The sequence below is a fragment of the Bacteroidales bacterium genome, assembly GCA_035647615.1.
Lineage (GTDB): Bacteria > Bacteroidota > Bacteroidia > Bacteroidales > 4484-276 > SABY01.
The window spans coordinates 70,116-91,364 of the sequence record DASRND010000002.1; the positions used below are offsets into that span (position 1 = coordinate 70,116).

At 39.5% G+C, this 21,249-nt stretch carries 19 protein-coding genes; 14 read left to right on the forward strand and 5 right to left on the reverse strand.

The window, feature by feature from the left end; all coding sequences use genetic code 11:
* The first annotated feature begins 171 nt into the window (after positions 1–171).
* The 3 genes from VFC92_00540 to VFC92_00550 all read left to right on the forward strand — a co-directional run bounded on the left by VFC92_00540 (position 172) and on the right by VFC92_00550 (position 2,916).
* Positions 172–975, forward strand: coding sequence for a hypothetical protein (locus tag VFC92_00540; GenBank protein HZK06661.1), 804 nt, complete (start codon positions 172–174; stop codon positions 973–975).
* A gap of 241 nt (positions 976–1,216) precedes the next feature.
* A complete protein-coding gene (locus VFC92_00545) occupies positions 1,217–2,266 on the forward strand; it encodes a DUF5655 domain-containing protein (protein ID HZK06662.1) in 1,050 nt (349 codons plus the stop codon).
* A gap of 146 nt (positions 2,267–2,412) precedes the next feature.
* A complete protein-coding gene (locus VFC92_00550) occupies positions 2,413–2,916 on the forward strand; it encodes a DUF4405 domain-containing protein (GenBank protein HZK06663.1) in 504 nt (167 codons plus the stop codon).
* A 324-nt stretch (positions 2,917–3,240) separates the two neighbouring features.
* Here the strand turns inward: VFC92_00550 and VFC92_00555 are convergent, their stop codons facing one another.
* From VFC92_00555 to VFC92_00570, 4 genes are all read right to left on the reverse strand, one after another.
* Positions 3,241–4,722, reverse strand: coding sequence for a glycoside hydrolase family 130 protein (locus VFC92_00555; protein HZK06664.1), 1,482 nt, complete (start codon positions 4,720–4,722; stop codon positions 3,241–3,243).
* A 14-nt stretch (positions 4,723–4,736) separates the two neighbouring features.
* Positions 4,737–5,750, reverse strand: a complete 1,014-nt coding sequence (locus VFC92_00560) for a glycosyltransferase family 4 protein (GenBank protein ID HZK06665.1) — start codon at positions 5,748–5,750, stop codon at positions 4,737–4,739.
* Positions 5,751–6,056: 306 nt separating this feature from the next.
* The gene (locus VFC92_00565) at positions 6,057–6,992 is read right to left on the reverse strand and encodes a glycoside hydrolase family 130 protein (protein HZK06666.1); all 936 of its coding nucleotides are present in this window, start codon (positions 6,990–6,992) and stop codon (positions 6,057–6,059) included.
* 234 nt (positions 6,993–7,226) lie between these two features.
* Positions 7,227–9,461, reverse strand: coding sequence for a glycosyltransferase family 4 protein (locus VFC92_00570; GenBank protein HZK06667.1), 2,235 nt, complete (start codon positions 9,459–9,461; stop codon positions 7,227–7,229).
* 824 nt (positions 9,462–10,285) lie between these two features.
* Between VFC92_00570 and VFC92_00575 the strand changes: the two genes are divergently transcribed.
* Positions 10,286–11,566, forward strand: a complete 1,281-nt coding sequence (locus VFC92_00575) for a DEAD/DEAH box helicase (protein HZK06668.1) — start codon at positions 10,286–10,288, stop codon at positions 11,564–11,566.
* Positions 11,567–12,088: 522 nt separating this feature from the next.
* Here the strand turns inward: VFC92_00575 and VFC92_00580 are convergent.
* A complete protein-coding gene (locus tag VFC92_00580; GenBank protein HZK06669.1) occupies positions 12,089–12,715 on the reverse strand; it encodes a hypothetical protein in 627 nt (208 codons plus the stop codon).
* 646 nt (positions 12,716–13,361) lie between these two features.
* Here VFC92_00580 and VFC92_00585 point away from each other — a divergent pair.
* From VFC92_00585 to VFC92_00630, 10 genes are all read left to right on the forward strand, one after another.
* Positions 13,362–13,589 carry a hypothetical protein gene (locus VFC92_00585; GenBank protein ID HZK06670.1) on the forward strand — a complete coding sequence of 76 codons (228 nt, stop codon included), beginning with the start codon at positions 13,362–13,364 and terminating at the stop codon, positions 13,587–13,589.
* On the forward strand, positions 13,570–13,992 hold the full coding sequence (locus VFC92_00590; GenBank protein ID HZK06671.1) for a putative toxin-antitoxin system toxin component, PIN family: 423 nt from the start codon (positions 13,570–13,572) through the stop codon (positions 13,990–13,992). The genes VFC92_00585 and VFC92_00590 overlap by 20 nt, the downstream gene beginning before the upstream one ends.
* A 22-nt stretch (positions 13,993–14,014) precedes the next feature.
* The gene (locus tag VFC92_00595) at positions 14,015–17,668 is read left to right on the forward strand and encodes a TaqI-like C-terminal specificity domain-containing protein (GenBank protein HZK06672.1); all 3,654 of its coding nucleotides are present in this window, start codon (positions 14,015–14,017) and stop codon (positions 17,666–17,668) included.
* A gap of 65 nt (positions 17,669–17,733) precedes the next feature.
* Positions 17,734–17,973 (forward strand): KilA-N domain-containing protein, encoded by a 240-nt coding sequence (locus tag VFC92_00600; protein HZK06673.1) that lies wholly within the window; start codon positions 17,734–17,736, stop codon positions 17,971–17,973.
* Between the two features lie 122 nt (positions 17,974–18,095).
* Positions 18,096–18,896, forward strand: a complete 801-nt coding sequence (locus VFC92_00605; GenBank protein ID HZK06674.1) for a KilA-N domain-containing protein — start codon at positions 18,096–18,098, stop codon at positions 18,894–18,896.
* A gap of 19 nt (positions 18,897–18,915) precedes the next feature.
* Entirely contained in the window at positions 18,916–19,221 is a 306-nt protein-coding gene (locus VFC92_00610; protein ID HZK06675.1) for an ASCH domain-containing protein, read from the forward strand.
* 268 nt (positions 19,222–19,489) lie between these two features.
* Positions 19,490–20,053, forward strand: a complete 564-nt coding sequence (locus VFC92_00615; GenBank protein HZK06676.1) for a hypothetical protein — start codon at positions 19,490–19,492, stop codon at positions 20,051–20,053.
* Between the two features lie 515 nt (positions 20,054–20,568).
* Positions 20,569–20,751 (forward strand): hypothetical protein, encoded by a 183-nt coding sequence (locus VFC92_00620; GenBank protein ID HZK06677.1) that lies wholly within the window; start codon positions 20,569–20,571, stop codon positions 20,749–20,751.
* Positions 20,739–21,038 (forward strand): type II toxin-antitoxin system RelE/ParE family toxin, encoded by a 300-nt coding sequence (locus tag VFC92_00625; GenBank protein HZK06678.1) that lies wholly within the window; start codon positions 20,739–20,741, stop codon positions 21,036–21,038. Before VFC92_00620 ends, VFC92_00625 begins: the two co-directional genes overlap by 13 nt.
* Positions 21,039–21,049: 11 nt before the next feature.
* Positions 21,050–21,241 carry a hypothetical protein gene (locus VFC92_00630; GenBank protein ID HZK06679.1) on the forward strand — a complete coding sequence of 64 codons (192 nt, stop codon included), beginning with the start codon at positions 21,050–21,052 and terminating at the stop codon, positions 21,239–21,241.
* Positions 21,242–21,249 lie beyond the last annotated feature (8 nt).

Here is a 21,249-nt window from a genome sequence, read left to right on the forward strand (position 1 = left end):
AAATCGATCGTGTTCGAAGAAAACTATGTGGATTTCAAATGCATAATGTGTGATTGATGTAAATTTTATTCTGAATTTTGTAATGCTGTTATTCATAAGGTTATTACTTTTGCACCGTGAAAATATTTTCACAACTGACCCATCAGTTATGGGAAATTTATTCAAGGTAAAATGATAAAAATAAAAAAAGCATACACTGCATTTGCAATGGTTTTGGCGGCATTTCTATTATTAACCGTAACCTCTTGCAAAAAAGATGATTCACCTGCAAGAGAAACAAGCTACACGCTGAAGACGCAAGATGTTCTTGGTGTTACAGGCACTGTCACTTTCATCGAAACAAGCTCGACCACATCAACCATTACTATCAAGTTGTCTGGTGCTCCTTCAGGAAGTCATCCCGCTGCTTTGTACAGTAATTCAATTGCCGAAGGAGGCACAATTGTTCAGGTGCTTAATCCTGTTGATGCTTCCGGCACCAGTTCTACCGAAGTAAATTCTTTAACCTACAATCAGTTGATAGTTTATGACGGATTTGTAAAAGTCGTTAAAAGTAGCACCGAACCCAATGTAATTTTGGCCCAGGGCGACATTGGCGGAAATGTACTTACTGCCCTGAAAAAAACCTATACAATGGATACGATTGGCACATTCGGAGTATCCGGAATCGCAACGTTTGAAAAAAGGGTAAACGGGAATACGCTTGTAACCCTCGACCTTTCAGGAGTTATTGCCGAGGAGGTTTATCCCGCAGCCATTCACGTGGGTTCGATTACAACAACTGGACCTGTAACAAAAACACTGAGCAGTGTTGACGGTACCACCGGCAAAAGCTACACAAATATCAGCAAACTGAACAGTGGTGAGGTTATCACTTATGATACCTGGCTGGTTTACGCTGGCTATATTAATATTTATCAAACAGCAGTGGCGCCTAACAACATTATTTGCCACGGAAACATAGGTGCTAATTAAACGAAAGTTGTTTTTAAAGAGAACTACCTGCGTTTTTTACAAAAAGCCATAACACAACAAGCTCCCGAAGGTCAATCGATCTTCGGGAGTTTTTTATTTAAATAGAAATGACCACAGTTAAAGAATGCTATTAACAGGTAGCGATGATAAAGAAAATAGGTGATGCTGTTGTTCCCTATCAAAATCCTTTTTAACTTTGGGCGATTTTTAGAATATAAAAAAAGGAATAAAATGTTTGTACTTGATAAAGAAAAAAATAGCACTACAAAATATGAATACAGTAATTTATCAAAACGGAATAAGATATTGTGAGAAACAATACAAATTAGAATCAGACTTTGAGAGAGTAGTTGTTGAAAACTCTAAAACTTTTTTTGGAGAGAACACAATCTACGTTGATGCAAAAAAGAAAATTGATAATGACACTTTTGGTGGCGTAATTCCAGATGGGTTTTTAATCGATTTTTCTGACAAAAACAATCCTGAATTTTATTTGGTTGAAGTTGAATTAGTTAAACACAGCTTCTTTAACCACATATTCCCTCAGATAACAAAGTTTTTTGCTTTCTTTAAAAACCCGAATAGTCAAGGGAAGTTAATTGAAAAGCTATATTCAATATTTGAAAATGACGAACTGTTGCGACAGGAATTGAAATCAAAGATTGGGTTTAAGGAGATTTTTAAATTTATAAAAGACACAATTGAAAACAGCCAAAACATTCTCTTAATCATCGATGGAGAGAAGAGGGAACTGCCGGAAATAACAGAAACCTATACAGATACCTGGGGAAAATTGGTGAAAGTCGCCATTTTAAAAGAGTATTGCCACAATGGCAATCCGACTAATTCAATATTTACATTAACACCTGACTTCGAAAACATTGAAAACATTGACATTGTTTCGGAAAAACAAGACGAAGAAAAGGCGAAATCAGTATACTCTGAAAGCTTCCATTTGGAAGATGTTGACGAAAATGTTAAGGCAATTTATTTAAAGATTAAAGGAATTTTAGCTGAAAAAATTCCCACTTTACAATTTAACTCTCAGAGATATTATATCTCATTACGCAAGAAAAAGAATTTTGCGTTTTTGAAAATCCGAAAAAAGAAAATTATCATTGTTGCAATGATGAAAGAAGAAGAAATTAGAGAAATAATTACAAACCACGAAATAGCAACCTTATCAGAAGGAGTTCAGAAGTTTTATAATGGACCATGTGCAAAAATTGAAATTGTTAATGATGAAAACTTGAGTGAGATAATAAATTTGCTAATAGAAATTCAGAAATGATAAAATCTCAAATTGTTGTTTAGCAAAAAATGCAATAAGATTAAAACCAATGTAATAGAAAACACTAGCCTAAAGGTAGACGATCTAATTTGTAAACTCATTGATTTGCCAACAAAAGAGATAAAAATTATGGAGGAGAGCGCATCATGAAAAAATCAACAATCAATTTTATAATAGACGTTTTAATGTTCATCTGCATGGCAGCCGTTGCCGGAATCGGGTTTTTAATAAAATACACATTGATCTCCGGGCGAGAAAGCTGGATTGTGTACGGCGACAAAGTTGATCTTTATTTCCTTGGAATTTACAGGCACGAATGGGGGACAATTCATCTCATAATAGGATTTGTATTACTTGCATTAGTAGCGCTTCACGTCATTTTACATTGGAAGCTGATTGTTAGTTTGTACAATAGAATGTTTCAAGGAAAGCTGGTAAGGAGAATAATTACAGTAGTATTCATCGCTATTTGTGCCCTGTTTATTATTGTTCCTTTTTTGATAAAGCCTGATGTAGTCAAAATTGAACATGGCAGAGGAAGACATACAACAATTGATAATATTAGTACCAATAAGAAAAGTAGTAAGGCTAACACCAATAAAAATAAAAGACTAAAGAACTTCAGAAAAAAAAGGAATAGACAACACTGACGAACACTTTGTATCGGTAATCACTACTGTTCGGTTAAAATCCATAGATTCTTCGCATCGCTACTACTAATGACAAGTTTTTGTAAATAATTGGAATGCAGTAGATTCCGACTGGAAAACTCTGCGTGGCAGAGTTTGGAGGGAGAAAACTATTTCAAAAAACCAATATCATTAACACCATGACTTTAGTGCTATGAAAACGGTTTTGTCATATCGTTATGTGGACCAATTTTTTCTTGGTCTTCTCACTCAGAATGACAAAGGTTCTGTAAGTTTTGGGTTGTGGAGTGGCGGTTGGCGGCTTTGCCGCCAACCGCCACTCCCCTATTTAACTTTAGCACTGAATTTCATTTTCCCAAAGAGCTCATCCAAATTTACCACAGCAATTCGGGATGCAATATCAGACATGGCATACGGAAGAATCAGGGTATTATTAAACACCATCCCTCCACAGGAATAGATAACGTTTGGGACATATCCTTCCCGTTCTTCTTCGGTGGCCGATAACAACGGTTGTTCTAGACGCGCAATTATCTTGGTAGGGTCGTCGAGGTCCAGCAAAATCACTCCAATTGCATATTGGCGCATGCTACCCACACCGTGCGTGAGTACCAGCCAGCCTTTATCTGTTTCTATGGGCGAGCCACAATTTCCAATCTGCACAAATTCCCACGGTTGTCTGGGCCGCTGGATGAGCTTGGAACTGTTCCAGAAGTGCATATTATCGGAAAACATGATGTAATTGTTCTCACCGTCCTGCCGCGACAACATAGCAAATTTGCCATTCACCCTTCTGGGAAAAAGAGCCATACCTTTGTTCTTTACCCCTTCCCCGTTAAGGGTTATGATGTCGAAAGTTTGAAAATCTTTTGTCGCAATTAATTGGGGCAAAATGCTCTGCCCGTTGAAAGCAGTATAGGTTGCGTAATATTTTACGGTTCCGTTTTCATGGGTGAATTTAACGAAACGGGCATCCTCAATACCTTTACTTTCATTAGATGAAACAGGAAATATTACCCGTTCGGAAACAGCAGTTTCATCATCAAATTTCACCTTGTAGTTAGAGTCTGCCAACCAATTAATAACATTGATAGTCCAGCCGTCTGCTTCAAAATCGGTATTTGAATAAATCTCCTGAATACTCAGTTTCAAATCCGCATAGGTAAAAAACGCAGGGACCTGGCTCAAAATCCTCTTGCTGGTTTCGTTCCAGGCTTTTATGTCTTCTAATTTCAGTTTAAACAACTCATTGTTATAGAAAGGATCGTGAACCATGGCCGGAGTTTCCACAAATTCTGAAACACTATCGAAGTTGAACAGGAAATTTTTATCTACTGTTCCACTTCTAAAAACGATGGACGAAATATGTCCTTCACCCGTTGCCCGCAAACTCATAATAAACCTCATGCTCCCTTTTGGAAGTAAGGTTTGATCGGGATGAGGAACAATGGATGGATTGAAAAGTGCAGCAGATTCAATGGAATACTCCATGGTGAGATAGGCTCCAATAAGTAGTTTTTTGGTTTTGTTAATAATGGTGACCTTTGGAACGTAGTCAGCTATTTTGTCGTAATGTTTCAAAAATTGCTCTTGAATGTTTTTATGACGATCGGCAAACAGAAATAAGGTTTCCTGCAAAAGTTTTTCAGCCTTCTTATCAGTAAGTTTTAGAACTCTGAATATTATATTTCCTATTCGTGACAACTCGGTCGGAATATGAGGTAATGCAATTACCCGAGAGGGATCTCCTGCTATTTTTATTTTTTTTCGTTTTACAATTCGTTGTAAATCCATTGACTTCATCATAACTATTTTATCAATTACTTTTTGTGTAAAATTCGTTTATAAACATCCTGATAGCCATCCACCATTTTTTCGAGGCTAAAATTAGACAATGCCCAATCACGGCAATTTTTTCGGCTGATGGAATCTATTTTGCTTAAAGCTTCAACGGCTTCTTCCACAGTATTTACAAGAAACCCCGTTTTTGAATGATCTATTAATTCGGGCATAGAACCTCGGTTGAAAGCTATTACAGGCGTTCCGCAGAACATAGCCTCAGCCACGCTCAGTCCGAAGGGTTCGTCAAAGCTAATGGGATGAAGCAAAGCAAGGGCTTCTCCCAGCAATTTATCTCTTTCTTTTGGCCCGGAATTGCCAACAAAAACAATATCCTTATCGTTGATAAAAGGTTTTACTTTCTCATTGAAATAGGCTTCATCCTGAATTAAACCCGAAATGATCAATTTCTTGTTTGCCTTTTTTGCTATCTGAATGGATTCCGAGGTTCCCTTCTCAGGATGTATTCTGCCAAAAAACAATAGATAGTCTTTAGGATTTGCGTTAAAAGTAAAATCCTTGCTTTCTATCCCGTTGTAAACTGTGGCAGTATAGTCAAGTTCAGGGCTTCGGTCGGAATTGCTAATTGAAACATAGAAATTGTTGCTGTTGTATTTTTTAAAAACCGGAATTATTTTTTGAGACGAAAAGCCGTGGATAGTTGTAACAATTGGCGTTTCGATTAATCGGGAATATGTAAGCGGAAGAAAATCGAAGTTGTTGTGAATGATGTCAAACTTCGATGCCTGTTCCATTACGTGGCTGATGTGCAGACACTCCCACACCTTGGGATCAAGCGAATGATCTTCGGCATAGGCCGTTTGCGAAACATATTGCAGCTTTCCTTTGGTGTGCGAATTGCCCGAGGCAAACAAAGTTACATCCACTCCTTTTTTTACAAGTCCTTCGGTAATATTAGATGCCACCTGTTCCCAGGGACCATATTTTTCGGGCGGTGTGCGCCAGGCTATGGGTGATAAAATTGCGACTTTCATAGTTATGCTGTTTTTATTTTAAATGCTTTTGTCCGACAAACATAATATCCTTTTAAATAGATTTCTCCCTCCAAATTTGCTTCGTACATTTTCCAGTCGAAATGACACGCTGTGTTAGGGATTAGGGGTGGAAGGTTCGCGCGCTACGCGCCCGAACCTTCCACCCCCTCTACCCGCGCCAATCGTGTCATTCCGACTGAAAGGAGGAATCTACTGCGTTCCAATTAATTACAAAAACTTGTCATTAATAGCGTAGCGAAGAATCTTTGGATTTTAACCGTACACAAATAATTAGAAATTTTCATGCTACAGAGCGCTTCTGCTGCTGTTGAGACAGTGATCCACGAGTTCCTCTATGTTTGCTGTCCCGACACACATCACCGTATCGGCTGCGCCCCAATAAATTTTTACGGTTCCGTCAGGTTCGGGAATTGCGCCACACGAAAACACAACATTGGGCACATAGCCCGTAATTTCGTAGGTTTCCTCCGGCTGAAGAATCCATTCATCGCCTACTGCTATTATTTTTGCAGGATTATTTAAATCGTGCAAAGCAACACCAAGCCGATAAACACTGCCCGACATGGTTGGGTAAACACCATGATAAATATTGAGCCATCCGCGCGGAGTTTTAATGGGCGTTGCACCGGGCCCGATTTTCATTTCATCCCAATGATACTGCACGGGCTTCATTATCAATTCCGAATCTCCCCAATACCTCAGGTCGGGCGAAAAAGAAATCCAGATAGCCCAGGGCGAAATGTCGGAATGAGGACGATCCAGGCGCGCATACAATCCGTTAAACTTTTCGGGGAAAATTACCACATTTCTAAAATCGGCTTCGGTAATCATCGAAAATCGTTCTACGGATTGAAAATCTTTGGTTTTTGCCAGTCCAATCCTCACACCATGCTGCGAATAAGCACTGTAGGTGATTAGGTACTCACCATCGATAAATACAATGCGGGGATCTTCTACTCCATAAGCTTCGTAGGTTTTAAAAACTCCTTCGGTAGCAGGTGTTAAAAACGGTTCTGAATCTACCTTAAAATTAAACCCATCGCTACTCACAGCTTTTCCAATAATGCTCCGACCATTTAGGTTGTGTGACCTAAAAAGCATGATGTATTCGTCATTGTGTTTTGCCATGCCGGCATTGTGTACCGTTGCCACCGGATACGGAATATCGTCCTTAGTGAGAATAGGATTGTTGGGATATCTTTTAATTAATGTTTTCTTCATTTTTAGTGTTTTAATTATTGTTGTCCATTAAATTATGTCGTCCCTGCGGGTCTTGATTATTTCTCTCAACTTTTTCTCTACCCATATTTTGTCCCTAAAGAAACAGCTCCGTTAAAAGCTAAATTTAGGTAGAAAAAATTAGGAAACACCAATTTAACCAAGTCCCGCAGGGACGCAATTTATCAGACATTTAAGCATCAATCGTTTCATTTTACCAGACAACAATGTGTTATCTTATTCTTTAAGGTAGTAATCCTCTTGTGCTTTCAACACATTTAAATAGGAAATTAAATAGGCCAAAGTACTTTCAGCTCCCTGATTTTGGTTTACGCCATAGCTCTCAAGGCCATCAAAACAACCTTTTGTTTCATGGTTAAAGAGATTCATTCGCAAATCATTTTCTCCCAGGAACCATTTAAAGGATTTGAATAATTTACTTAAATATTTTTTGTCGTTCGAGATATTGTAGGCTTGTCGAAACATCAAAACCATCCCCATAGCATCGATAGGCTGCTGGGCAAATACAGATCGTTCACCATCTTTTTTAAACCATTTTTCGTTTCCAATAACAGATAAGTATCCATTACGCATGGTGTGATCCATTAAAAAATGCATCGAATCGAAAGCAACTTTTCTAACAGCATCTTCATTCAAAATCTCAGCTGCATGGAGCATTGCTAAGGGAAGTATGGCATTATCATAGGCCAATAGCTGTTCAAACCAATTCCAGTTATCATGTGAGTTTTGCTCATAATGCTCAACTAAAACATGGGTCAGCTTTCTCAGTCTTTCGATCATCACATCATCCGACATATTACTCCTTAAATAGTGACAAACGCCTGTTACTGTATTGGCAATGCTTCTAATGGATTTCAGCTTATCGAAAACCGGTGTGGCTTTATCGAAAATAAGTCTGCCAATTTGGTAATAAGAGTCGTTAGGTGAATTATCCAGCATATATCCAATTGCCCAAATCGTTCTTCCAAAAGAATCTTCCGATCCTACCTCGTCGAGGAATTGCCTGTTAAAGCTCATGAAGTTTCTAAAAGTGCCACCGGGATTTTGCATATAATGAATGTAACTCAGATAGATCGGGCACAACCTAAGGGCAGAAGTGTCTTTTTTAACTTTATAGGTCATCAGAGCCATCAGCAGCGCCCTGGAATTATCGTCAAGGCAATAGCCCTCTTTAAGGTTGGGTATTCCAAATTTCGCATGTTGAATTATGCCGGCATCATCGGTAAGACGCTTTACATGCTCAATAGAAAACGCTGGTAAAAGAGAAATATCGAAGGGGATAACCTCTTTCTTTTCAATTTTAATATCTTCATCAACTACTTTTTCAACTATGTCATTGTAGATGGAACCAATTTTTGGCCAGGTTATCTTTCTTCCGTGCTCTAAAGCTTTCTTGCGTATCGCAAGGCGCTTTTCGGGATTATCAAGCAGGTCTATTAAAATGTTTGACAACTCATCGGTATCGCCGAAATCAAAGAGAACACCTCTGCCGTGGCTCAATAGCTCAGTAGCATGCCAGTAGGGAGTTGAGACAACTGCAGAGCCTGTTCCCACGGCATAAGCGAGCGTTCCACTGGTTATCTGTGCCTCATTTAAATAGGGTGTAATGTAGATATCGGATGCATACAAATACTTAAAGAGCTCTTCTTGTGTTGCAAATTTGTTGAGCAAAACCACATTTTTCTCAAGTTTTAAGTCTTCGATGAGTTGGGTTAAGTAAAGACGATACTCCTCTCCCGAATGCCTGATTACGTTGGGATGGGTTTTACCCAAAACAATATATAAAACATCCGGATGCTTTTCGACTACCTTGGGCAGCGCTTGTATGGCAGTCTCAATACCCTTGTTTCGGCCAACAAAGCCAAATGTGAGCATGACCTTTTTCTTTTCGAGCTTAAACTCCTTCTTTACCTCCTCCTGAATATACCGGAAGTTGGGCACACCATGTTCTGCATAGGCAATCTTCTCTCTTGGGACTTCATAAATCTCAACAAGCATTTCTATTGCTTTGTAGCTCATAACCACTATCCGGTTGGCCATCTTACAAATCCGTTGCAGTATTTCTTTCTGGGCGAAAGAGGGAGATTGTATCACGGTGTGCAGTGTTACTATAAGCGGCACATCCAACTGGTGGAGCAAGGGCAAAATATACACCCCGTCCTTGCCACCAAAAACACCAAACTCATGCTGCAATATGCAACAATCGGCACCGCTCATGTTTATGTATTTTGCGGCAACCAGATAATCTTCCTGAAACTCTTGCCTAATGGAAAGCTTCACCTCTTCGGGATAGTTTAACTCCTCCTCAGAATCGTTGATGGCTATGATGAAACTCTTTTTATGGTGAGGTTCATCAATATCCGAAGCCACCATGGAATTGAAAAGATTTCTGGTAAAAGTCCCTATCCCACATTGGCGGGGAGGATATGTTGCAATATAAGCATTTTTCATACTTTATGTTTTAGTTCAAAAAACTAACGGGCTGTTCAACAAATGGTTCACTTGGCATTTACCCTGTTTCAAGAGTAGTTTCGCGTGTTTTTATTTACAATTAACCATTATGATTTCGTTCTAAAAAGTCAGCGTTCATCGAATTTAAATTCACTTACCGCTACCCTTCCGATAAATTTAAAGGATAAAGGCATTTGACTTTTTGAAATGGACTTAATCATATAAATCTTGGCCCGAATCGGAATAAGACTCATAAAATGAACGGATTATAGAAACATGTTTCGAAAAGGAGGGCTACGGGTGTTTGACTAATGTGCAGAATTACGCATCGCATCAAGAGCTTTTTTGTGTAGGATTACAACTTTTATGAAAAAGTAAAATCCCTACCAGTTTCAACCCGTAAGCCAAAGCTGGAAACTTTTGGCACATCGCCAGAAATGACATCAAACTGAACGAAAATGTTAACCAGTTAAATGGGTTCGACTAATTGGAGGAAGGTTCACAATAGATCCCCAATCAGGTGTACATATCTATCTTTTCGAATAAACGTTTTAGTTGAAGACCCACCAGATGAGTTTCTTAACCAAGTAAAAACTCCCGAAGGCCAATGCGTCTTCGGGAGCTTTTTTATTATAAATCAGTCACCTTGTGAATTCGGTCTAAACCTAAAACATTAGTCAGAAGGTTCGTTTGTTGGCCTGGCGGTATTCACCGGGTGACTTTTTCTAAACACCAGTCACCATTGGGAATTATCGCGGCTTTCTGCTGAATAATATTGGTAGTTTTGTAAAATGACAGCTAGAAATAAAAATCTGCAATCCATATTGGATAAATTGGGAATCCAGGAGCTCAATCAGATGCAGCAGGATGCGCACAAAGCCATCCGAACACATTCCGAGATAGTGCTTTTATCACCCACGGGAACGGGAAAAACCCTGGGTTTCCTCTTGCCCATTATTGCCGATCTCGATCCTGACTGCAAGGAAGTCCAGGTTTTGATTTTAGTCCCTTCACGCGAATTAGCCATCCAGATAGAGCAAGTTACACGTGAAATGGGAAGCGGTTTTAAAACCAATGCTGTGTATGGTGGAAGGGTCGGATCGAAGGATAAAATTGATCTGGCGCACCCTCCGGCTATTTTAATTGGAACTCCGGGTAGAATTGCCGATCACATGCGGCGACAAACCGTTTCGACGAAAAGAATAAAAACTTTGGTGTTGGATGAGTTTGATAAATCCCTGGAAGTGGGCTTTGAAAAAGAGATGATGGAAATCGTTGAAGCCTTACCAGCTGTCGAAAAAAAGATCCTCACCTCTGCTACCCAAAACATTGAAATACCTGAATTTGTCGGGATCAAAAATGCCGAAAGGTTGGATTACCTGCATGAGGCTCCAAAACTACTCACCATCAAAACCATTATTTCTCCATCAAAAGATAAGTTGAATACCCTTGTGAAATTGCTGGCATTCGTTGGTGATGCAAGCGGAATTGTATTTTGTAATTTCAAGGAAACCATTCAATATGTGAGCGACTTTCTCAACGAAAATCACATCCCCCATGCTTGTTTTTATGGCGGGCTTGAGCAAATTGATCGCGAACGCGCATTGATAAAATTCAGAAACGGCACCCATCGTTTATTGGTCGCCACCGATCTGGCTGCCCGGGGCATCGATGTCCCCGAAATGGATTTCATCATCCATTATCAGCTTCCACCAAAGGAGCGTGAATTTATACACCGCAACGGACGAACAGCAAGGATGCACAGCAATGGCACCGCCTACGTTTTGAAATGGGAAAATGAAGATCTACCTGATTTCATCAAAGGATCGGAAGAGCAAGAAATTAAAGCCATATATGCACCGGTTAAAAGTAAATGGGCAACGCTTTTCGTTTCGGGTGGTAAGAAGGATAAGATTTCCAAAGGCGACATTGCTGGATTGTTTTTCAAGCTGGGAAATCTTGACAAGGACGAACTGGGAACCATCGAATTAAAACAGGATTGTGCTTTCGTAGCGGTACCTGCCACAAAATCGGCTGAATTGATTAAACAGTTAAACAACAGCAAACTTAAAAAGAAAAAGGTGCGGGTAAGTTTGCTGGAATAAAACGAATAGAATTATTGGTCAAGTGGCTGACATCGAATCGTCAAAAATAAACCCATCAGGAGTCACCCGGTGAATGCTGTTTGAGATTGAAACGTTCCTTTGAGAGGCAGAGCTTCTATTTGAAGTTATTCACGGAGTGACTTTTCACAAACACCAGTCACACCGTGAATTCTGCTTGAGCATAAAACGCTATTTTCGGGGAGCAGAACTTCTGCCTTGGGTTATTCACGGCGTGACTTTTACCAGCATTTCGCAGTCACACCGGGAATTTTGTCTGAGATCGAAACGCTCTTTTTGAAAGGCAGAGCTTCTGTTTGGAGTTATTCACGGCGTGACTTTCACGAGTGTTTTGCAGTCACACCGTGAATTCTGCTTGAGCATAAAACGCTCTTTTCGGGGAGCAGAACTTCTGCCTTGGGTTATTCACGGCGTGACTTTTACCAGCATTTTGCAGTCACACCGTGAATTTTGTCTGAGATTGAAACGCTCTTTTCGGGAAGCAGAGCTTCTGTCTTGGGTTATTCACGGCGTGACTTGTCGCCCAGATACATCAACATATTTTGCAGCAAGCGTCTTATTCACGAGCTTTCCCTGCCTCAAGCCTGCATAATCTCTTGCCGAAGAGTATTCCCAGTCTGTACTTCGTTTCACCAACCCTGCTCTTACAGGATTTTGATGGATGTAATCGAAACATATTTGCGGGTATTGCATTTCAGGAATGGTAATGTTCATTTGTGTAATTCCATCTTGTATAAAAAAAGATGGTGCTATTCCTTTCGGACAATTTATACATTCTGCTTTTGTTTTTTCGCGAAATAATTTTCCGCTTAGGCCATTTTGAATATTGAAAGCACGGGTGTAAGAACGCAGCATAATCCCAATGGAGTCATTAAGTGATCGTGGCTTTTGTCTGTTTTTATCTTGAACAGCCTCTTTTATGCTTGAACATTCTATTTCTACCTTATTCACTAACACCATAAAATGAAAGTGATTGGGCATTAAACACCATGCAAGAAGGTCAGCATAGGGGCTGATAAATGTTTTGACCTTTTTCAGAAAGTAAAAATAGTTGTCCTGATTTAAAAAAACCTTACACCTGTTGTTGCCCTGATTGTAAATGTGGTAGAGGTATCCTGTTTCAAAAATCATAGTATTTTTTGGGGTTAAAGATAGAATGTTTTTATCAGTCACAAGTATTTTGCAGTCACACCGTGAATTCTGTCTGAGATTGAAGCGCTCTTTTCGGGAATCAGAGCTGCTATTTGAAGTTATTCACGGAGTGACTTTTCACAAACACCAGTCACACCGTGAATTCTGCTTGAGCATAAAATGCTCTTTTCGGGGAGCAGAACTTCTGCCTTGGGTTATTCACGGCGTGACTTTTACCAGCATTTCGCAGTCACACCGTGAATTTTGTCTGGGATCGAAACATTCTTTTGGAAAGCAGAACTTCTGCCTTGGGTTATTCACGGCGTGACTTTCACCGAAACTTTATCAGTCACACCGTGAATTCTGCCTGAGATCGAAACGCTCTGTTAGGAAGCAGAGCTTCTGTCTTGGGTTATTCACGGCGTGACTTTCACCGAAACTTTAACAGTCACACCGTGAATTTTGTCTGAGATCGAAACACCTATTCAAAATCCTTTTTAACTTTGGGCGATTTTTTAGAATCAATCATTTTGGGAATGAGTAGCAAACCGTCATGGGCATGGCAAAAAACCGATTCAACGGGTAAATAACTATGACCTTGAGAAAAAAGTCGTAATTTTGAAACTGAATTTAAACACAAAAAGTGATGCAAACTATACAGATAAAGATAAGCAATAGCGACTTTCAAAAGTATAACTTAGGAAATAGGGAAATCAAATTTACGGATTTGGTGGATTTGATTAGTAAAGAATATGCTCGAAAAGCACTCTTGGAATGCAATGAAATTGCAGGAAAAGAAGGGCTTTCACAAATGACAATGGATGAAATAAACGCTGAAATAAAGGCTGTAAGAGATGCGAAAACTCATTCTTGATACAAACATTATTGTCTCAGCTCTGATTTCAAACTCTATCCCGACAAAAATTTTATATGAATTGGTGTTAACCCAAAAGGTAAAAACTTGTCTTTCAGAAGAAATATTCGCAGAGTATGTGGAAGTGATGAATAGGGAAAAATTCACCAAATACACCAACTTCAAGTTAAAAACGGATATTGTGTTAAACAAGCTTCGTGAAATATCAAAATTTTACAAAACAGACCGAAAGATTGAAATTTTAACTGATACAAGTGATAACAAATTTTTGGAGCTGGCTGCCGTAAGTTCAGCAGACTATTTAATCACGGGGAACATACTTGATTTTCATCTAACAGAATTTGAATACACCAGGATAATGACACCGAGAGAATACTGGGATTACTTTGACCCGAAAAAATAGCTAACAATAATTCCAGTAGAACATGACCCTAAAGCAGCTCAAACCCCGCAAGGCACTCAATAAAGCGTTTCTGAAATTAAAGCCTAACCGCGCCGATATCGATACGTTTAAGAAACATCTTATCCAACTGCTCGACAGGATGAACGAACGGGAGTCGGAGGAGTTTCATAAAAATCTGGTCTCCGATTTTCTCAAAGAGACCTACTACAAAGAGCGTCATTTTATTAATACAAAAGGCCGAAACGACCTGGTGATCCACAACACCAACAGCGCCACCGGCAGCGTGGGTGTGATAATAGAAGCCAAAAAGCCAACCAACTATTCGGAGATGCTCACCCCGGCCAACATCAACGTAAAAGCGTTTCAGGAGTTGGTGCTTTACTATATGCGCGAAAGATTTGACGAAAATAATCTGGAGATCCGCTACCTCATTGCCACCAACATCAACGAATGGTTCGTTTTTGATGCCAACCTTTTCGAGAAGTGTTTTGCACAAAACAAAGATTTCGTAAAGCAATTCAACGATTTTACCGCTGGCCGCCTTGCCGGGAAAACTACCGATTTTTTCTATACAGAAATAGCAAAGCCTTTTATCGAGCGCCTTGCCTGCGAAATAGAATACACCTGGTTCGACATTCGGGAGTACGAAGAACCCTTGCGCAACTCCGACCCCGCCGACGACAACAAACTCATCGCGCTCTACAAACTGCTTTCGCCCGAGCACCTGCTGAAGCTCCCTTTCGCCAACGACAGCAACACGCTCGACAAACGTTTTTACGGCGAGATGCTCCACATCATCGGGCTAACCGAAACCAAAGAGGGCAGCAAAAAGATCATCGAACGGAGCCGGGAGGGACAGCGCAACGCCGGCTCGCTGCTTGAAAACGCCATCATGGAAATCGACAGCCTCGACAAAATTATCCGTCTGGAAAAGCCCGCCCAGTTTGGCGCTACTATGCCCGAAAGGCTTTTCAACGTGGCGCTGGAGCTGTGCATCACGTGGATGAACCGCATCCTTTTCCTGAAACTCCTCGAGGCGCAGCTCATCACTTACCACCGGGGCGACAAGTCGTACAGCTTCCTGAATCTGGATAGAATCCAAAACTACGACGATCTCAACAGCCTTTTCTTCAAGGTGCTGGCAAGGAAGTTTGAAGATAGAAACAGCGCCATAAGCGCCGCATTCAGCAAAGTCCCCTACCTCAACAGCTCCCTTTTCGAACCCACCGAACTGGAGCACACCACGCTATTTATCAGCAACCTGGCCGACGACCGCCAACTGCCCATCTATGGCGCAACCGTGCTCAAAGACCAGCAGGGCAAACGCAGAACCGGTACGCTCTCCACGCTCGAATATCTGTTCGCGTTTTTGAGCGCCTACGACTTTGCCAGCGAAGGCTCCGAAGAGATTCAGGAGGACAACAAAACGCTCATCAACGCCTCCGTTCTCGGGCTTATTTTCGAAAAGATAAACGGCTACAAAGACGGCTCGTTCTTCACGCCCGGTTTCATCACCATGTACATGTGCCACGAAACCATACGCAGGGCGGTGGTGCAGAAATTCAACGAGGCCAAGGGCTGGAGCTGCCAAACGATTACCGAAGTTTACAACAGGATCGACAACACCGACGAGGCCAACCAGATTGTAAACAGCCTCAAAATTTGCGACCCGGCCGTTGGCTCCGGCCACTTCCTGGTTTCAGCGCTCAACGAGATCATCGCCGTAAAGAACGATTTGAAAATATTGCAAAACCGCGATGGCAAACGGCTCAAAGAGTACCATGTAGAAGTGGAAAACGACGAGCTGATTGTAACCGACGAGGAGGGCGTCATCTTTGAGTACAATCCCAAAAGCCCCGAGAGCCAGCGGGTGCAGGAAACGCTCTTCCACGAGAAACAAACCATCATCGAGAACTGCCTCTTCGGCGTGGACATAAATCCCAACTCCGTAAAAATATGCCGCCTGCGCCTGTGGATAGAACTGCTCAAAAACGCCTACTACAAAAACCCGACGGAGCTTGAAACCCTGCCCAACATCGACATCAACATAAAGTGCGGCAACTCGCTCATCAGCCGCTTTGCCATCGACGCCGACCTGGGGCAGGCGCTCAAAAAGAGCAAATGGACCATCGACAGCTACCGCCTGGCCGTGGCCACCTACCGAAACGCCGAAAACAAGGAACAGAAACGTGAGATGCGGCGGCTCATTGCCGACATCAAGAGCGACTTCCGCAGCGAGATAGCCCGCAACGACCCGAAGCTAAAACGGCTGCAAAAGATCAACGGCGAACTTTTTGGGCTCACCAACCAAACCACCCTTTTTGAGCAGAGCAAAAAGGAAAAGGAGGCGTGGAACAAAAAGGTAAACAAGCTGGCGGATGCGATAAAAAAGCTGGAAGCCGAAATAGAAGCAATCAAAAACAACAAAATCTACGAACACTCCTTCGAGTGGCGGTTTGAATTTCCGGAGGTGCTGAACGAGGCGGGGGATTTTACGGGGTTTGACGTGGTGATTGGCAATCCACCGTATGTGTTTGCAAGAGAAAATTTTGATGAGCAGTATAAGAAATATTATTACGAAAACTTTAAAGGCATTGACTATCAGATAAATCTTTATGTGCTTTTTGTAGAACTCACTTTAAACATTCTTCAATTTAAAGGACATTATAGTTTGATTGTTCCAAATTCACTTCTAATGGTTGGTTCAACATCAAAAATCAGAAAACTGATTTTTGAAAAAGGTTGTATTGCTGAAATTGTCAACTTTTTAGGTGAGTCATTTGAGGGAGTTAGCGTTGAAACTGTTGCGTTTTTTGGAGCAAAAGGAATTACAGAAGAGAACATTAATGTGTCTATTGGAGAACAAGGTCAGATTAAATTTTCTCATCATAAGAAAACGAATACAGTTTTGAAATCCCCTGATTTAACTTTAAACGTTTTTTCAAATGACAGTGCTGACGAACTACTCTTGAAAATTAAAACGAATACAAATATTCTTGACAACTTGGTTGAAATTAAAGCAGGGTTGCAAGCCTATGAAGTAGGAAAAGGGAATCCGAAACAAACAAGAGATGATGTAACAAACAGAATTTACGATTTCGATTACAAAGTTGATGAAAAAACATTTCCATACATAGAGGGAAAAGATGTTCAAAGGTATTATCAAGGGGAACATTCTTCATTCTTAAGATATGGAGATAATCTTGCCGCTTCCAGAAATTTCGAGATTTTTAGTAGCCCTAAAATAATTATAAGAGAGATTACAAGTCAGCACCCACATTCCATCATTTCTTGCTATTCAGAAGATATTGTCTTGTTCAATAGAAGCAATATTGCCATTAATCGAAAGGTAAACTCGAGCATAGAATTAAAGTATATTCTAGCCTTAATCAACTCTACTTTAATGTCATACTATTTTCAAATAAACACAGCCAAGGCTGTTAGGAAATTATTTCCTAAAATAATTCTTACAGACCTAAGGCAGTTTCCAATTAAGGTTATTTCAAAAAAGGAACAAAGTCCAATTATTAACCTTGTAAATAGTATTCAAAATATCAAAAAGCAAAATCCTCAAGCAAGCACTTTTGACCTTGAAACCCAAATCGACCAATTGGTCTACCAACTGTATGATTTAACCGAAGAAGAGATAAAAATTGTGGAGGAGAGCGTATCATGAAAATGGGTCGGAAAAATTAAAAATCAAGACATGGCAAAATCACTGTAATAGATACAGAAATCACAATAATCCGGGTAGCGGAAAAGGATTACATCTCGCTTACCGACATGGCCAATGCAAAAGAGAGCGTAAGCCGGGCTGCCGACATTATCAAGAACTGGCTAAGAAATCGGTATACCCTTGAGTTTTTGGGTACCTGGGAGCAAATCAACAACCCAGAGTTTAAAGTGGTCGAATTCGACCACTTTAAATCCCAGGCTGGCCTACCAGGTTTTGTTTTGAGTGCTTCGGAATGGATAAATTAATAAACCAGCGTATCATGAAAATTGACCAAAAAAAATGTTTTGCATCTAACCTTGAGAAAGAAGACTATTGTGAGCAAAGGTTAAATTTGAAGTAACATAAAAAATATTTAAAAAAACAAGACATGGCAAAGCTTACTATTAAGGACACCGAGATAAACATCCTAAAAATCAATGAAACCGATTACATTTCATTAACTGATATGCTGAGAGCAAAAGACGGTAGTTTTTTTATTGCCGATTGGCTTAGAAACAGGAATACACTCGAGTATCTTGGGATTTGGGAAAACTTGTACAATCCTGAGTTTAATTATGGCGAATTCGCCACAATTAGAAATCAAGCCGGATTGAATAGTTTTAAAATCAGCGTTAAAGAGTTTGTGGAAAAAACAAAAGCTATTAGTTTACAGTCCAAAGCCGGCAGATATGGCGGCACTTATGCTCATAAGGATATTGCATTTGAATTTGGAATGTGGATAAGTCCCGAATTTAAAATCTATTTGGTTAGGGAATTTCAGCGGCTCAAAGAAGAAGAGCAAAAGCAACTGGGATGGAGCGCTAAACGGGAATTGGCGAAAATCAATTACCATATTCACACGGATGCTATTAAGCAAAACCTGCTGCCTGCCGAACTCACTGCACAACAAACATCGATAGTTTACGCCAGCGAAGCCGATGTGTTGAATATTGCACTTTTTGGAAAAACAGCCAAACAATGGCGCGATGCCAATCCTGAATTAAAAGGAAACCTCCGCGACTATTCGTCAATCAACGAGCTGATCTGCTTGTCGAATATGGAAAACATAAATGCGGTACTCATCAATGATGGAATCTCTCAAAAAGACCGATTAATCCGGCTCAACAAAATTGCAATTCAACAAATGAAAATTCTTGCAAGTGTGGGTAACAAGAAATTCTTGAAATAATAAACTAAACCAACATATCATGAAAATGGACAAAAAAAATGTTTTGCATCTAACCTTACGCAAGGAGCCTTTCGACGACATCAGGAGTGGCGAGAAAACCGCTGAATACCGCGAATACAAAAGCCACTGGATAAAGCGCCTGATGAATGATGATGGCAGTTTTAAAACCTACGACCTGATATTTTTCAAAAATGGCTACCAATCCGCCGCACCCCAAATGCTTGTTGAGTTTAAAGGAATCAAAATCATTAATGATTCGGATTGGGGAAAAATGTTTGAAATAAAACTGGGGAAAGTTGTGGGGGAAGAGAATATTCGTGGATGAGGGAAGGAGGTGGCAGGGAGTTGTTAATAAAAAAAGAAGGCGGAGATGGCTTCGCCAAACAAAATCCTGATTACTTTTGGTGATTGAAAAATTAAAATTTTGAGAAATGAGAAATTCAGATTTTAAAATGCGGGGATACAAAGTTACTAAGTTTAATGCATATAAAAAAATCCGAAATATGATTATGAGAATTGATCGAGTTTGAAATTTTTTAACCGCTATTAAAAAAATAAGCCATTTAAAATATTTACACTTAAAATTAATTATCATGTCTTGGTGTCCAGTATGCAGTAAAAATACTCAAATTGTTGTATCATCACATACAGAACCAGGCTATGGAACGGTTACAACACCTCGTTGTTCAATTTGTTATTCCAAGCTTCGTTATCCTGGTGCTCAAACTGCAAAAGAAATTGATGATATCTACAAAGAACAGTTTTCACGATGGAAATCAAGCCATGAATCATCATTACAAAATGAGATTTATCATCTTGAAGATTTACCTCCACCTCCTAAAGGCCAAATAAATACTGGGTGTTTAATTAAAAAAATAATTCTGGTAATAGGAGGTATTGGAATCTTTATATTATTTTCTACTGAACATTGGGTTTATGCCATCATGTTAATTTTTGCAATTTTCTGGATTTTTGATAAATTAGATGATTCTATATTATCTATTCGTGATGATTGTCATGATCGTGAAACTAAAAAATATAATGAGAATGTCAAAAATCTTTCAAATCTTCCGAAATTAAAAAGTGAGTTACAGAAAATCAAATCCTATCAATATACCGGATACGATTACAAAAGCGACAAATTTTGTTACAGATAGCAATTACATATTAGATACTAAAAAGCATTTGTTCGTTTGTCAAACAAGAATTTATCTCAATTTAGGATGTTTTTTGTAAATAGATTAATTTTTTGAGGAAAATTAGCATACCCTATATTTATAGTTATTAATTCATTCGAAAAAATTTCGTTTTTGGCAAAATATTTTATCGCTTAAAAGATTAATTGAAAAGGAAATTTTCTATGAATAGAAAAGGCTAAACCTTTAAAACCCGCTCAAAAGACACAAAAGAATTCCATGTCATTTGTAAAAAGTGAGAACAAAAAAACTCCCGAAGACCAATCTACTTTCAGGAGCTTGTTAATTAAAATGAAAACAATCACAGCTTTGAAAGCAACAAATTAGACAAAAGAGCGGTCTTTGAAAAACCCGGCAACGAACATGGAATTTAATCTGCTGACACGAAACCTGCTTGGCGCCTACTTTGGATATTAAAATAGAGAGCAGCCATAATGTAAAAGGTTATCTTTGGAACAAATTTAAAAGAGAATACAATGTTGACAAAAGCGAAGCTAAAAGAACAAATTGAAAATTTTCCTGATGAATTCTCAATCGATGATTTGATTGAGAAGCTAATTTTAATGGAAAAGATTGAAACAGGAAAAAAACAATCGGAAAACGGAGAAGTGTTTTCAGAAAGTGAAATAGAAAATGAAATAGAAAAATGGTTCAAATAAATTGGACGTTTCAAGCAACTGGCGACTTAAAAGGAATCGCTGAGTATATCTCAAAGGACTCTAAACGATATGCAAAACTACAAGTTGACAGAATTAAAAACCGAACCAAAGTTTTAAAAACCCAGATTCGTTCAGGTAAAATTGTTTCTGAAATAAACCACGAAAATATTCGGGAACTAATTGAAGGGAACTATAGAATTATCTATAAAATAGTGGCTACCAATCAAATTGACATTTTAACAATTCATCATTCAGCAAGAGATTTGAAGAGAAGGGAAATTAAATAAGCAGGCCCAAAATGGAATTTAATCTACCGACACCAAATCTGCTTGAAGCCAACACCAACGCGGTGAAGGAATCGCCATTGGAGAAAATCGCCCGCATCAAGAAAAGCCTCGATTTCTTACTGATGACCGTTTCCGGAATTGAAACTGGTGCGAAAAAAAACTACAAGTTACGATTAGAATTTTGTAAATTCGCGAATCAATAAACACAGAT